13 protein-coding genes are annotated in these 13,411 nt (G+C 67.8%); 6 read left to right on the top strand and 7 right to left on the bottom strand.

The features are described 5' to 3' along the window. Positions 1–65 precede the first annotated feature (65 nt). The 4 genes from CSC78_RS03745 to prmB all read right to left on the bottom strand — a co-directional run bounded on the left by CSC78_RS03745 (position 66) and on the right by prmB (position 4,363). Entirely contained in the window at positions 66–1,091 is a 1,026-nt protein-coding gene (locus tag CSC78_RS03745; RefSeq protein ID WP_162336569.1) for an aspartate-semialdehyde dehydrogenase, read from the bottom strand. A gap of 76 nt (positions 1,092–1,167) precedes the next feature. Then, the gene (locus CSC78_RS03740; RefSeq protein WP_162336568.1) at positions 1,168–2,208 is read right to left on the bottom strand and encodes a 2-hydroxyacid dehydrogenase; all 1,041 of its coding nucleotides are present in this window, start codon (positions 2,206–2,208) and stop codon (positions 1,168–1,170) included. Continuing rightward, positions 2,201–3,304: a chorismate synthase gene (gene aroC / locus CSC78_RS03735; protein ID WP_162336567.1), complete on the bottom strand. Its 1,104-nt coding sequence runs from the start codon at positions 3,302–3,304 to the stop codon at positions 2,201–2,203. The genes CSC78_RS03740 and aroC overlap by 8 nt, the downstream gene beginning before the upstream one ends. Before the next feature lie 129 nt (positions 3,305–3,433). After that, the gene (gene prmB, locus CSC78_RS03730; protein WP_162336566.1) at positions 3,434–4,363 is read right to left on the bottom strand and encodes a 50S ribosomal protein L3 N(5)-glutamine methyltransferase; all 930 of its coding nucleotides are present in this window, start codon (positions 4,361–4,363) and stop codon (positions 3,434–3,436) included. 138 nt (positions 4,364–4,501) lie between these two features. Between prmB and CSC78_RS03725 the strand changes: the two genes are divergently transcribed. The 3 genes from CSC78_RS03725 to CSC78_RS03715 all read left to right on the top strand — a co-directional run bounded on the left by CSC78_RS03725 (position 4,502) and on the right by CSC78_RS03715 (position 6,750). Continuing rightward, positions 4,502–5,155: an SCO family protein gene (locus CSC78_RS03725; RefSeq protein ID WP_162336565.1), complete on the top strand. Its 654-nt coding sequence runs from the start codon at positions 4,502–4,504 to the stop codon at positions 5,153–5,155. Next, positions 5,152–5,994, top strand: coding sequence for an archaetidylserine decarboxylase (gene asd / locus CSC78_RS03720; RefSeq protein WP_162336564.1), 843 nt, complete (start codon positions 5,152–5,154; stop codon positions 5,992–5,994). The genes CSC78_RS03725 and asd overlap by 4 nt, the downstream gene beginning before the upstream one ends. 216 nt (positions 5,995–6,210) lie before the next feature. After that, positions 6,211–6,750, top strand: coding sequence for an REP-associated tyrosine transposase (locus tag CSC78_RS03715; RefSeq protein WP_162336563.1), 540 nt, complete (start codon positions 6,211–6,213; stop codon positions 6,748–6,750). A 220-nt stretch (positions 6,751–6,970) separates the two neighbouring features. Here CSC78_RS03715 and CSC78_RS03710 read toward each other — a convergent pair whose 3' ends face one another. Beyond that, the gene (locus CSC78_RS03710; protein WP_162336562.1) at positions 6,971–8,551 is read right to left on the bottom strand and encodes a transglycosylase SLT domain-containing protein; all 1,581 of its coding nucleotides are present in this window, start codon (positions 8,549–8,551) and stop codon (positions 6,971–6,973) included. Between the two features lie 135 nt (positions 8,552–8,686). Between CSC78_RS03710 and CSC78_RS03705 the strand changes: the two genes are divergently transcribed. Genes CSC78_RS03705 through greB form a run of 3 tightly spaced genes read left to right on the top strand, consistent with a single transcriptional unit; the run spans position 8,687 to position 11,105 of the window. Beyond that, on the top strand, positions 8,687–10,189 hold the full coding sequence (locus CSC78_RS03705; RefSeq protein WP_162336561.1) for a helicase HerA-like domain-containing protein: 1,503 nt from the start codon (positions 8,687–8,689) through the stop codon (positions 10,187–10,189). Positions 10,190–10,197: 8 nt separating this feature from the next. Continuing rightward, positions 10,198–10,602 (top strand): copper resistance protein NlpE N-terminal domain-containing protein, encoded by a 405-nt coding sequence (locus CSC78_RS03700; RefSeq protein WP_162336560.1) that lies wholly within the window; start codon positions 10,198–10,200, stop codon positions 10,600–10,602. Then, positions 10,602–11,105: a transcription elongation factor GreB gene (gene greB / locus CSC78_RS03695; RefSeq protein WP_162336559.1), complete on the top strand. Its 504-nt coding sequence runs from the start codon at positions 10,602–10,604 to the stop codon at positions 11,103–11,105. The genes CSC78_RS03700 and greB overlap by 1 nt, the downstream gene beginning before the upstream one ends. 3 nt (positions 11,106–11,108) lie before the next feature. On the opposite strand, the gene CSC78_RS03690 is transcribed toward greB, so the two are convergent. After that, the gene (locus CSC78_RS03690; RefSeq protein ID WP_162336558.1) at positions 11,109–11,936 is read right to left on the bottom strand and encodes a DUF3025 domain-containing protein; all 828 of its coding nucleotides are present in this window, start codon (positions 11,934–11,936) and stop codon (positions 11,109–11,111) included. Next, complete coding sequence (gene rimO / locus CSC78_RS03685; protein WP_162336557.1) at positions 11,933–13,294, bottom strand: 30S ribosomal protein S12 methylthiotransferase RimO; 1,362 nt, start codon at positions 13,292–13,294, stop codon at positions 11,933–11,935. Before rimO ends, CSC78_RS03690 begins: the two co-directional genes overlap by 4 nt. Between the last annotated feature and the right edge of the window lie 117 nt (positions 13,295–13,411).

Below are 13,411 nucleotides of genomic sequence, written 5' to 3'. Positions count from 1 at the left end.
CGTCCGAGGTCTGTGCTTCGGTTTCACGGCCCTTCCCCAAGTTTCCCGGCCACGACTATAGCCGCTCAGCCGTTTTTCGCCACCAACTCCGCCACCTGCACCGCGTTCAGGGCGGCGCCCTTGCGGATGTTGTCGGACACGATCCACAGATTCAGGCCGCGCGGATGCGAGATGTCCTCGCGGATGCGACCGACATAGACCGCGTCGGTACCGGAGGCATGGGTCACCGGCGTCGGATAGCCACCCGGGGCACGGTCGTCCACCACCTCGATGCCCGGCGCGGCTTCCAGCAACGCGCGAGCTTCAGCCGCCGTGATCTTCTCGCGGGTTTCGATGGCGACGGCTTCGGAGTGGCCGTAGAACACCGGCACGCGCACCGCGGTCGGGTTCACCTGGATGCTGTCGTCGCCGAGGATCTTGCGGGTCTCCCACACCAGCTTCATTTCTTCCTTGGTGAAGCCGTTGTCGAGGAAGTCGTCGATGTGCGGGATCAGGTTGAAGGCGATCTGCACCGGGAAGCGCTGCGGGTCCGGGTCCTGGAAGTTCAGCAGCGCGCCGGTCTGGCGGCCGAGTTCCTCCAGCGCCGAGCGGCCCGCGCCGGATACCGACTGGTAGGTCGCCACGTTGATGCGCTCGATGCCGACCTTCCGGTGGATCGGCGCCAGCGCCACCAGCATCTGCATGGTCGAGCAGTTCGGGTTGGCGATGATGCCGCGCGGACGGTTCTGCACCTGCTCCGGATTCACCTCGCTGACCACCAGCGGGATGTCGGCGTCGTAGCGGAAAGCCGAGGAGTTGTCGATGACCACGGCGCCCGCGGCCGCGAACTTCGGCGCGAACTCCTTGGAGATGCCGCCACCGGCGGAAAACAGCGCGATGTCGATGCCGGCCGGGTCGAACGTGGCGAGATCCTGCACGGTGATCTTTTCGCCGTTGAACTCGACGCTGCTGCCGGCCGAACGCTCGGAGGCCAGCGCGACGAGCGTGCCGATCGGGAAGTTGCGCTCGGCGAGGATGGACAGCATGGTTTCGCCGACGGCGCCGGTGGCGCCCACGACGGCGACGTTGAAGGTACGGTTCTGGTTGCTCATGGATGGGTTTCGCGAAGAGTGGGAGTGAAGACAGCAGACAGGCGAAGGCTGTGTTCGGGGAACCTGCGGGCGTGCCTCAGGCTCCCTGTCGTTTGGCGATGGTGGTTTTGATGGCGCCGGCGATGGCCAGTGCGTCCGGATTGACCGGCGTCGGCGGATGGCCGGCATCCGGGCCTTCGCCGAGCGCGGCGATCAGGTTGTCCACCGCCAGCGACACCATCGCGCGGCGCGTGGCGAGGCTGGCGCTGGCGATGTGCGGCGTCAGCACCACGTTGCGCAGCGCGAGCAGTTCGGGACGAACCGCGGGTTCGCCTTCGTACACGTCCAGGCCGGCCGCGGCCAGGCGACCGTTCACCAACGCGTCGGCCAGCGCGACCTCGTCGACGATGCCGCCGCGCGCGATGTTCACCAGCGTGGCGGTGGGCTTCATCTTCGCCAGCGCTGCGGCATCGACCAAGTGATGGACCTGCGGCGAGTACGGCAGTACCAGCACCACGTGGTCGGCCTGCGCGAACACGTCGTCGAAGCTGGCGTAGGCCGCACCGCACTCGCGCTCGACCGCGTCCGGCAACCGGCTGCGGTTGTGGTACAGCACGCGCATGTCGAACCCGCGCGCGCGGCGGGCGATGCCCTGCCCGATCCGGCCCATGCCGATGATGCCCAGCGTGCTGCCATGCAGGTCGGCGCCCAGCAGCGTGCCGAACGACCACTGCTGCCACTGGCCGTCGCGCAGCCAGCGCTCGGCCTCGGTGATGCGGCGTGCGGTAGCCATCAGCAGCGCGAAGCCGAAGTCGGCCGTCGTCTCGGTCAGCACGTCCGGCGTGTTGGTGGCGACGATGCCGGCCTGCGTCAGCGTGGCCACATCGAGATTGTTGTAGCCCACGCCGACATTGGCGATGGCGCGCAGCTGCGACGCCGCAGCGATTTCCCGCGGGCCGATGCGCTCGTTCAAGGTGACCAGCGCGCCGGCGCAATCGCGCAGCGCGTCGGCAATGGCCTGCGGCGTGTACTCGGTGACCTCGTCCGTCGACTGCACGTCGAAGTGCGCCGCCAGCCGTCCGACGATGTCGTCGAACAGCGGCTGCGACACCCAGACGCGCGGCCGCGGCTCAGCCATCGACGCTGCCGGGAACGTGGGGCGGCACCTCACCGACATCGCCGCACTGTGCGCGATGGCGCAGCGCCTGGTCCATCAGCACCAGCGCCATCATCGCCTCGGCGATCGGCGTGGCGCGGATGCCGACGCAGGGATCGTGGCGGCCCGTGGTGATGACGTCCACCGTATTGCCGTCCACGTCCACCGTCGCGCCCGGCAGGCGCAGGCTGGAGGTGGGCTTCAGCACGATGGAGGCGGTGACCTGCTGCCCGGTGGAAATGCCGCCGAGGATGCCGCCGGCATGGTTGGACAGGAAGCCGTCCGGCGTCATCAGGTCGCGGTGCTCGGTGCCCTTCTGGGTGACCGCGGCGAACCCGTCGCCGATCTCCACGCCCTTCACCGCATTGATGCTCATCAGCGCGGCAGCGAGGTCACCATCCAGCTTGCCGTAGATCGGTTCGCCCCAGCCGGCGGGCACGCCGTCGGCGACGACATTGACGCGCGCGCCGATGGAGTCGCCCGACTTCCGCAGCGCGTCCATGTAGGTTTCCAGCGCCGGCACCTGCGCGGCGTGCGGCCAGAAGAACGGATTGTCTTCCACCGCCTCCCAGGCGAAGCCCGCCGGCACGATCGGACCGAGCTGCGACAGGTAACCCCGCACGGTCACGCCATAGCGCTGCTGCAGCCACTTCTTTGCGATCACGCCCGCGGCCACCCGCATCGTGGTCTCGCGCGCGGACGAGCGTCCTCCGCCGCGCGGATCACGGATCCCGTACTTCTGCCAGTAGGTGTAATCGGCGTGGCCGGGGCGGAACTGCCGCGCGATGTCGGCGTAGTCCTTGCTGCGCTGGTCGGTGTTGCGGATCAGCAGCGCGATCGGCGTGCCGGTGGTGCACCCTTCGTAGACGCCGCTGAGGATCTCGACCTCGTCGGCCTCGCGGCGCGCGGACGTATGCCGCGACTTACCGGTGGCGCGGCGCTCCAGGTCGTGGCGGAACTCCTCCGGTGCGATCTCCAGTCCCGGCGGGCAGCCATCGACCACGCAGCCGATCGCCGGCCCGTGCGATTCGCCGAACGTGGTGACGGTGAGGAGTTTTCCGAAACTGTTGCTGCTCAAGCGCCGCTCCGCGGGTGGACCTACCGTGCCGGGCGTTGAAGCATCGCATGCCGGCCGCCCTATTGTGCAGTGCGCCAACGCCGGCTGCGACGGTTGCGTTCGCAACCGCTGCCGGCGCCGCTTGCGGCCTTATTTTCGCGCGGCGGCGAGCGCGCTGATCTGCGCGTTGTGGCGGATCAACTCGGCGCATTCGACGGCGAAGATGCCCATCTGGCCGACCTTGAATTCGATCCACGCGAATTCCACGTCCGGCAGCAGCTTCACCAGCGCGCGCTCGGACTCGCCGACCTCGCAGATCAGCAGGCCGTCCTGGCTCAGGTGCAGCGGCGCATCGCGCAGGATCTTCAGCACCAGGTCCAGGCCGTCGTCGCCGGCACGCAGGCCGAGTTCCGGTTCGAAGGAATACTCCTTCGGCAATGCGTCGGTCTCGTCGTTGGTGACGTATGGCGGATTGGTGACGATCAGATCGTAGTGGCGACCGGTCAGGCCGGCGAACAGGTCCGACTTGATGAACTGCACGTTGTCGGCCAGCAGGCGCGCCTTGTTCTCGGCCGACAGCGCCAGCGCGTCGTCGCTGATGTCGACGCCATCGACCTGCCAGTCCGGGTGGTAGTGGCCCATCGCAATGGCGATGCAGCCGGAGCCGGTGCACAGGTCGAGCGCATGATTGACCTCGCGACCGCCCAGCCAGGGCTCGAAACCAGCCTCGATCAGTTCGGCGATCGGCGAGCGCGGCACCAGCGCGCGCGCATCGCTCTTGAAGCTCAGGCCTGCGAACCAGGCCTCGCCGGTCAGGTAGGCGACCGGGATGCGCTCGTTCACCCGGCGCTCGAACAGCGCCAGCACCTGGGCCTTCTCCGCGCCGGTGACGCGCGCCTGACCGTAAGCGGGGCCCAGATCCGGCGGCAGGTGCAGCGTGTGCAGCACCAGGTGCGACGACTCGTCCAGCGCGTTGTCGTAGCTGTGGCCGAAGGTCAGGCCGGCGGCGTTGAAGCGGCTGGCGCCGTAGCGGATCAGGTCGATGATGGTGTGCAGTTCGGCGGCGACGTCGGCGGTCATGGCAATGCTTGTGAAGACGCCGGAACGGCGAAGGCCGCCGATTATAGGGGCTGCCCCGGTATCATGGCCGCCTTCGTGCCGCGCCCATGCGGCCCCGGCCCACCGGCCGCGCCCCTCCTCCGTGGGAATCCCCAGCGCATGTTCAACAAGAAGATCGGCCTCATCCTCGTCCTGGCACTGGCTGCCGGCCTGGGCCTGCTGGCCGCGCAGAAGTTCTTCGGCCCGGCCACGCCCGCCACCGTGTGGCCGCCGACGCAGACCGTCCCCCTGTTCCCGCAGGCGCGCCCGCTGCCGCCGTTCTCGCTGCGCCAGTCCGACGGCACCCAGCTGACCGACGGCGAACTCAAGGGGCACTGGACGCTGGTCTTCCTCGGCTTCACCTTCTGCCCGGATGTCTGCCCGACCACGCTGGCCGAACTGGCGCAGGCGCAGGCGCAGTGGAAGGACCTGCCCGACTCCACCCGCCCGCGCGTGCTGTTCGTGTCGGTGGATCCGGAGCGCGACACGCCCACCCGCATCGGCGAGTACGCCCACGCCTTCCATCCCGACACGATGGCGGCCACGGCCGACGTGCCGGCGCTGGAGAACTTCGCCAAGTCGCTGGGGTTCGTCTTCATGAAGGTGCCGGGCGACGGCTTCGAGCAGAACCCGAACGACTACAGCATGGACCACTCCTCGGCGATCGGCGTGCTGGATCCGCAGGGCCGCCTGGCCGGCCTGATCCGCCCGCCCTTCCAGCCCAAGGCGATCGCCGCCGACATGCGTGCGCTGACCGAGGCGTCGACGCAATGAGCCTGTTGACCTCGCTGACCTACGTCCTGCCGCACCGCTTCCTGTCGTCGCTGGCGCGGCGGCTGGCGTATTCCACTTCGCCGGGCACCAGCCGCTGGCTGATCGACACGGTGACGAAGAAGTTCAACGTCGACCTCGGTGAGGCCGCGAATCCCGATCCGCGTTCCTATCCCAGCTTCAATGCCTTCTTCACCCGTGCGCTGAAGCCGGGCGCCCGCGTCGCCGACGCCGATCCGCGCGCGCTGCTGATGCCGGCCGATGGTCATATCAGCCAGTGCGGCCCGATCGAGGACGGCCGCATCTTCCAGGCCAAGGGCCAGTCCTTCACCGCGGCCGAGCTGCTGGGCGACGCGGCGGACGCGGAGCCGTTCCGCAACGGCCTGTTCGCCACCGTCTACCTGTCGCCGCGCGACTACCACCGCGTGCACATGCCGTGGACCGGCACGCTGCGCGAAACCGTGCACGTGCCAGGCCGTCTCTTCAGCGTGGGCACCGACGCGGTGGCGAGCGTGCCGCGCCTGTTCGCGCGCAACGAGCGCCTGGTCTGCCACTTCGACACCGACTTCGGCCCGATGGTCTCGGTGATGGTCGGCGCCCTGCTCGTCTCCGGCGTGGAAACCGTGTGGAGCGGCGAGGAGATCCCCACCTACGGCACCGCGATCACGCGCAAGGATTACCGCGGCAAGGGCATCACGCTGGAACGGTTCGCGGAGATGGCCCGCTTCAATTACGGCTCCACCGTCATCGTGCTGTTGCCGCCGGGGGTAGCGACACTGGCGCCCGAGTTGAAGGCGGAATCGCCGGTGCGATTGGGACAAGCGCTCGCGCGGCTGCAGTAACGGGTAGCGTGCGCCATGCGCACGACCGCACGATACATCCCCGCGCGCAAGAGCCCACCATGCATCCCATGGCCGTGCGCACGACCGCACGATGCATCTCTGCGACGCGCTCGGGTGCACAGACGCCATGCTCGCCATCCGGCAGGCATTGTTAATGGCGCCGACGCCGCATGAACCGCATCATGACCGCCTGTTCTCCCCGAAAGGCAGCCAAGGATGGCGAGGTTCCGACGCGTATTCACGCCCGGCGCAACATGGTTCTTCACGGTCGTCGCCGCACGACGGCGCCCCCTGCTGACCGACACGCGCGTGATCTCGGCCTTCGGCACGGCAATGCGCGAAGTGCGGTTGACGCTGCCGTTCTCGATGCCGGCCTGGGTCCTGCTGCCGGACCACCTTCACGTGATCTGGACACTGCCGGAAGGCGATACGGACTATCCACGACGCTGGTCGATCATCAAGCGCAGGACATCCCAACTGGCCGGGCTTCCGCCGATGGCACGAACCTGCGCGATGGTCGCGCGTCGCGAAAGCGGGCTGTGGCAACGACGCTACTGGGAGCACCTAATCCGCGACACGGATGACCTGCACCGACATATCGACTACATCCACTTCAATGCCGTTAAACATGGCCATGTGGACGCAGCCGCGTCATGGCCTTATTCGAGTTTCGACCGGCACGTCCGCACAGGCACTTATCCTCCGGACTGGCGAGCCACCCGCGACATGGATACCTTCGACGCCGGCGAACCATAGCGTGCGCCGAGCGCATGACCTCAAGCAGGCCGGAATCGCGTGGTCGTGCGCATGGCGCACGCTACGTCAAAGCCTCCGTGCGGCAGGCCGATGGAGCAACCTCCAGCAGCATCGGGCGGCACCCGCGATGACGATGTTGCCGACGCCCACGCAGCGTAGCGTGCGCTATGCGCACGACGGCAGGCAGGTCGGCATCCTGCGGTCGTGCGCGCGGCGCACGCTACTTCGAGCAACTCTCCAGCTTCAGCTCCTGCCCAGGCCGCACCGCGTATGCCGGCGCCTTCAGCCTGTTGGCCTGCGCCAGCTTCTTCAGGTCGCACTGGAACCGCTGCGAGATACGGCCGAGCGTATCGCCCTTCGCCACGCGGTAGTCGCGCGCCTGCTTCGCTTTCGGCTCGGCGGGCTTCGGCTCGCCGGAGGCGACGGTCGTCGGAACGCCCGCGACCGGGGTCACGTCACCGACGGCGACATTGCCTGCCCGCGACGCACGCCGGATGGCGGCGGCCGGATCGGCGCTCACCAGCGTGCGCGCCAGTTCCGCGCGCGGACCGTTGACGCAGTAGCGCGTGTACAGGCCCGCAATACGCGCATTCGCTTTCAGCGTGGTACCGGCCGGAATCCAGGCCTCCGGCTGATAGCGCGGATTGAGGTTGCGCAGCGTGCGCATGTAGCCCTCGCGCGTGCCGCCGTTACCCAGACAGATGGTCAGTTCGTAGAGCGACGCGTCGCGTGCCAGTTTGAGCGCCGCCGGCTGGGCCGTGACCTTGGGGAATTCCAGGCCGTACTGGCGCGGGTGCAGGAACAGCCACGCCGCCGCGATCACCATCGGCACGTAGTCGCGCGTCTCGCCCGGGAACTGGCTGTAGACCACGTCGTCCCAGAAGCCCAGGCCGGGATTCTCCCGATAGACACGGGCCGCCCGGCCCTCGCCACCGTTGTAGGCGGCCAGTGCCAGCTCGATGTTGTTGTTGAGCCCGCGCATGCGCTCGTTCATGTACTCGGCGCTGGCCTGGCCGGACGCATACGGGTCATAGCGCGTGTCGAACCCGCTCGCATCGCGCCCCAGTCCGAAGCGCGCGCCGGTATGGAACATGAACTGCATCGGCCCCGCCGCACCCGCGCGCGAGGTGGAATGCACGCGCCCGTTGGACTCCTTCGCCATGATGCCGAACAGCAACGCCTCCGGAAGACCACTGCGCTCCCACGCCGGGTACAGTTCGGCGCGCATGTTCTGGTAGTTCTCGTAGCTGTCGATCAGCGCCGGGCGCATGTCGGTCAGCCAGCGACGGATGCCGGCCTGGATCGCCGGGTTGTATTCGACCATGCGGTCGAAGGCGTGCCGCTGGTCGTTCAGCAGTGCAGCCGTGCGTGCCGTCTCGGGTACCGGCGATCCGGTCGGAACCGCGTGGTCGGTGCCGTCATCCAGCGCATCGATGGCCTCGCCCTCTTCCGTCTCGCCTTCACCCTGCGCGTCGGCGTTGCCCTTCAGCAGGCGCTTGTAGGTCGCCAGCAGCGTGGGCACCTGACAGCCGCGTTGCTGCACGCAGGCCGCCAATACGTCCTCCATGTCCTCCAGCGCGGCGTCGCTCTCGGTCGCACCGCGCGGATCGCTGTTGGCCACCAGCACCAGACCGTCGCGGTACCGCTTTTCGGCAGCCGCCATGCGCTGTTCCAGCGCTTCGGCCGCGGCACGGTCTTTCGCGGACACGCGTTGCGCCAGCGACACGGGTGAGACCAGAAGGAGGGACAGGGCGACCGCAACGGGCCACAGGCGCAGACAGGCAGGAACCGCAAGCGACATCAGGTGTGCATCCAGAGTGTGAGCCGGGAGGGTAGCCCCGCCCGCGCGGCCGGGGCAAGGTCGCGCGTCGCATCGCTTTATCCCCGAGGCGGTTTCCAGCCGCTAGAATCCCGGCATCACCACGCGAGGTTGCACATGGATCCGATCCTGCTGGGCAAGGGCATCACGGACGATATCCCGGTCACGCTGCTGCCGAAGTTCGGCAATCGCCATGGCCTGGTGGCCGGCGCCACCGGCACCGGCAAGACGGTCACGCTGATGACGCTGGCCGAAGGCTTCTCGCGCATGGGCGTGCCGGTCTTCATGGCCGACGTGAAGGGCGACGTGGCCGGCCTGGCGGCGGCCGGCGATGGCAGCGAGCGCGTCATGCAGCGGGCGAAGGACATCGGCATTGCCGACTACTCACCGATCGCCAGCCCGGTGGTGTTCTGGGACCTGTACGGCAAGCTCGGCCACCCGGTCCGTACCACCGTCAGCGAGATGGGTCCCACCCTGCTCTCGCGCATCCTGGAATTGAACGACACCCAGAGCGGCGTGCTGGACATCGTGTTCAAGCTCGCCGACGACCGCGGCCTGCTGTTGCTCGACCTGGAAGACCTGCGTGCGCTGCTCGGCCTGGTCGCCGCCGAACGCAAGGACATTTCCACCAGCTACGGGCTGGTCAGCACGCAGTCGGTGGGCGCGATCCAGCGCGCGCTGCTGCGGCTGGAACAGGAAGGCGGCGAGATGTTCTTCGGCGAACCCGCGCTGGAACTGACCGACCTGATGCGCACGAACACCGACGGCCGCGGCGTCATCGGCATCCTCGCCGCCGACCAGCTGATCCTGAAGCCGCGCCTGTATTCCAGCTTCCTGCTGTGGCTGCTGTCGGAGCTGTTCGAGACGCTGCCGGAAGTCGGCGACCTCGACAAGCCCAAGCTGGTGTTCGTGTTCGATGAGGCACACCTGCTGTTCGACGATGCACCGCCGGCCTTGCAGCAGCGCATCGAACAGGTCGTGCGCCTGATCCGCTCCAAGGGCGTGGGCGTGTACTTCTGCTCGCAGTTCCCCGACGACGTGCCCGACAACATCCTCGGCCAGCTCGGCAACCGCGTGCAGCACGCGCTGCGTGCGTTCACCCCGCGCGACCAGAAAGCGGTGAAGACCGCGGCGCAGACCTTCGTGCCGAATCCGAAGCTGGACGTCGCGCAGGCGATTTCCACGCTGGGCACCGGCGAAGCGCTGGTGTCCACGTTGCAGGACAAGGGCATTCCCTCACCGGTGCAGCAGACGCTGGTGTCGCCGCCGCGCTGCCGCATGGGTGCCATCAATGAAGGCGAACGCCAGCAGGTGCGCAATGGCAGCCCGGTCGGTGGCAAGTACGACGCCGCCGTGAACCGCGAATCGGCGGCGGAGATGCTGGCCAAACGCGCCGAGACGGCCGTGCAGGCCGCCAACGCGCCGGCTGCGAAGACGGAGAAGGACGATCCCGATGCCGGCGGCTTCGGCCAGGCGGTCAAGGACGCGGTGTTCGGCACCAAGCGCCGCCAGGGCATGATCGAGACGATGGCCAAGCAGACCACCCGCACCGTCGGCACCAAGCTGGGCAACCAGATCGTGCGCGGCATCCTGGGCAGCATCTTCGGCGGACGCCGCTGATCGCACGGATGAAGTGGCTGTTCGCTCTCCCGGTCTGCTCGATGCCGCTTGTCGTCGTCGCCGCCAATCCGACGCCCGAGGCTTTCGCTGGCCAGTTCTTCGGCACCATGAAGGACCGCGCCTGCGCGTCGCAGGATGCGTTGCTGTCGCTGCAAGCCGACGGACACTACGCGCTGCAGATGCATTGCCAGGATGATCTGCAAGCGACGCCGGTCAGTCGCGGACGCTGGTCGGTGACCTGGAACGGCACCTGCGTACAGCTCACGCCCGACGACGTACCGGCGCAGCCGCTGGAGTTCGCGATCCACGACGACGACCTGCTGGTGCAGACCACCGGCAGCTGCATCGAACCTATCGAGGATCCACGCGGCCGCACACTGCGTCGCGCACTCGACGACACCGGGAACGACTGATGTCCCGCTGGCGCCCGCCGGGCGAGAAAAGCACCGCCCTGATCACCCGCGAAGGCCACGACCGTCTGAAGGCGGAACTCGACGACCTGTGGCGTGTGCGCCGTCCCGAGGTGGTGAAGGCGCTGGCCGCCGCCGCCGCCGAAGGCGACCGCTCGGAAAACGCGGAGTACACCTACCGCAAGAAGCAGCTCGGAGAGATCGACCGCCGCGTGCGCTACCTGAGCAAGCGGCTGGAAGTGCTGCGCGTGGTCGACACCGCGCCCAGCGATCCGGAGGCGGTGTTCTTCGGCGCGACGGTCGAACTGGAGAACGTCGCCAGCGGCGAGACCTCGCGCTACCGCATCGTCGGCCCGGACGAGACCGACGCGGCACGTGGCTGGATCAGCATCGATTCGCCCATGGCGCGCGCGCTGTTGAAGAAGCGCATCGACGACGAGTTCGCCGTGGAGCTGCCCGGCGGCCTCACGCAGTTCGTACTGGTGGATGTCGACTACGCGAGCTGATCCTCACAGCGGTCGCGGGTAGACACGACCCTCGCGCAGCGGCCGGAAGTAGTCCGCCTGCTTATAGAAAGACTCGCCCTGCTCCGCATGCCACCCGGGGATGCCGGACAGTGGCAACGGACGCAGTTCCGTCGGCGTGACGAGACTCGTCCCCGCCGCGATCGATTCGACCACGCGTGCGACGCTGTCGACCGGGTCGCCCAGCACCATCAGGCACTTGCCGACCAGCAGGCGCCCCGGCACGAGCATCTGCTCCATCAGCGCATGCCCGACCACGGCCGCGACGCTGATGCCGCCATCACGCCAGCGACCTGCGTTGGCATGGAACAGTGCCATCCAGTCATGCCGGTCCCACAGGTCCAGCAGCGCCCTGTCGCGCACCTGCACGATGACGCCGCTTTCATCGAACTGCGTCAGCGCCTGCTGCGCAGGACTGCGCTCACGCGTGCCCATCCGTTCGATCTGCCGGCACTGCTGTTGGTTGAGGGCGTGCTTGAGGCTTGGGTGACGCATCCAGACCATCGCGTTGAACAGGTCGTGCCAGTTCTCCGCACGCGTGGCGATGCGCCCCTGCGCGATGCGTGCTTCGTAATGCAGACCGTCGCCGAGCAAGACCGCGTCCTGCGCCACGAAACGCGGACCGGACGTCGGCATGCGCGCATTGAGGGCGTCGATGTCCGGCCACCGCGCGGACGTCAGCAGGGCCAGGTACTCACCGTACCCGCCGAACACCGGATGCCGGAAACACGCGGCATCCACCTGTCCACGCCTAGGCGCGATGAAACGACGCCGGCCGTCACCAGCGCGGATTCCAGCGTCTGGCGCGGTCACAGCACCTTGAGATCGAGCGGCGCACCCGCCGTCTCGACGATGGCATCGCCGATCAGGTCGTGCTCGTCGCTCTCGGTGATCTCCACGTCGACGAACTGGCCGACGCGCAGGCCCAGTTCGCCACCGTTCTGGATATGCACCAGGCCATCGATCTCCGGCGCATCGGCCTTGGAGCGCGCCACGGCGATGTCGTCTTCGATCAGGTCGACCAGGCACTGTTGCACGGTGCCGATCTTCGCTTCCAGGCGCGCGGCGGAGATCTCCGCCTGCTTCTCCATGAAACGCGCCAGGCGCTCCTGCTTGACCTCTTCCGGCACGGGGTTGGGCAGCAGGTTGGCCGCGGCGCCGTCGACCGGCGAATAGGCGAACGCGCCGACGCGGTCGAGCTGCGCTTCGTCGAGGAACTGCAGCAGTTCTTCGAACTCCTGGTCCGTCTCACCGGGAAAGCCGACGATGAAGGTCGAGCGCAGCGTGATGTCGGGGCAGATCGAACGCCAGCGCTTCACGCGCTCCAGCGTCTTGTCGACCGCACCCGGGCGCTTCATCAGTTTGAGGATGCGCGGGCTGGCGTGCTGAAACGGAATGTCCAGGTACGGCAGCACCTTGTTCTCCGCCATCAGCGGCACGATGTCGTCGACGTGCGGATACGGATAGACGTAATGCAGGCGCACCCAGGCATCGAGCTCGCCCAGGCCTTCGCACAGCGCCTTCATGCGGGTCTGGTAGGCCTTGCCGCGCCACTCGCGCTCGGCGTACTTCACGTCCACGCCGTAGGCCGACGTGTCCTGCGAGACCACCAGCAGTTCCTTCACACCGCCGCGCACCAGCCGCTCGGCTTCGCGCAGCACGTCATCGACCGGACGCGACACCAAGTCGCCGCGCATCGACGGAATGATGCAGAAGCTGCAGCGGTGGTTGCAGCCTTCGGATATCTTCAGATAGGCGTAGTGGCGCGGGGTCAGCTTGATGCCATAGTCCGGCACCAGGTCCACGAACGGATCGTGCTTCGGCGGCAGCGCTTCATGCAGCGCCTCCATCACGCTCTGGTAGTCCTGCGGACCGCTGATCGCCAGCACGTCCGGGTATTGCTCGCGGATCTGCTCCGGACGCTTGCCCAGGCAGCCGGTGACGATGACCTTGCCGTTCGCGTTCATCGCCTCGCCGATGGCATCCAGCGACTCGGCCACGGCCGAATCGATGAAGCCGCAGGTATTCACCACCACCACGTCCGCCGCGTCGTAGGTCGGCACGATGTCGTAGCCCTCCACGCGCAGCTGGGTGAGGATGCGCTCGGAGTCGACCAGGGCCTTCGGGCAGCCGAGGCTGACGAAGCCGACTTTGGGGTTCTGCAGGGACATGGAGACGGTACGGCGGCGGCGTGTACGGGGCGCGGATTATAGCCTCCCGCCTTCGTCTGGCCCGGAATGCGCGTTCAGGCGGGCAGACAGGTGCACGCCGTCCTTGGGTCGCCCCTG

The sequence above is a fragment of the Pseudoxanthomonas japonensis genome (assembly GCF_010093445.1).
Classification (GTDB): Bacteria; Pseudomonadota; Gammaproteobacteria; order Xanthomonadales; family Xanthomonadaceae; genus Pseudoxanthomonas_A; species Pseudoxanthomonas_A japonensis.
Note: the sequence above shows the minus strand (reverse complement) of the source record. Positions and strands in the feature narration are given on the sequence as shown.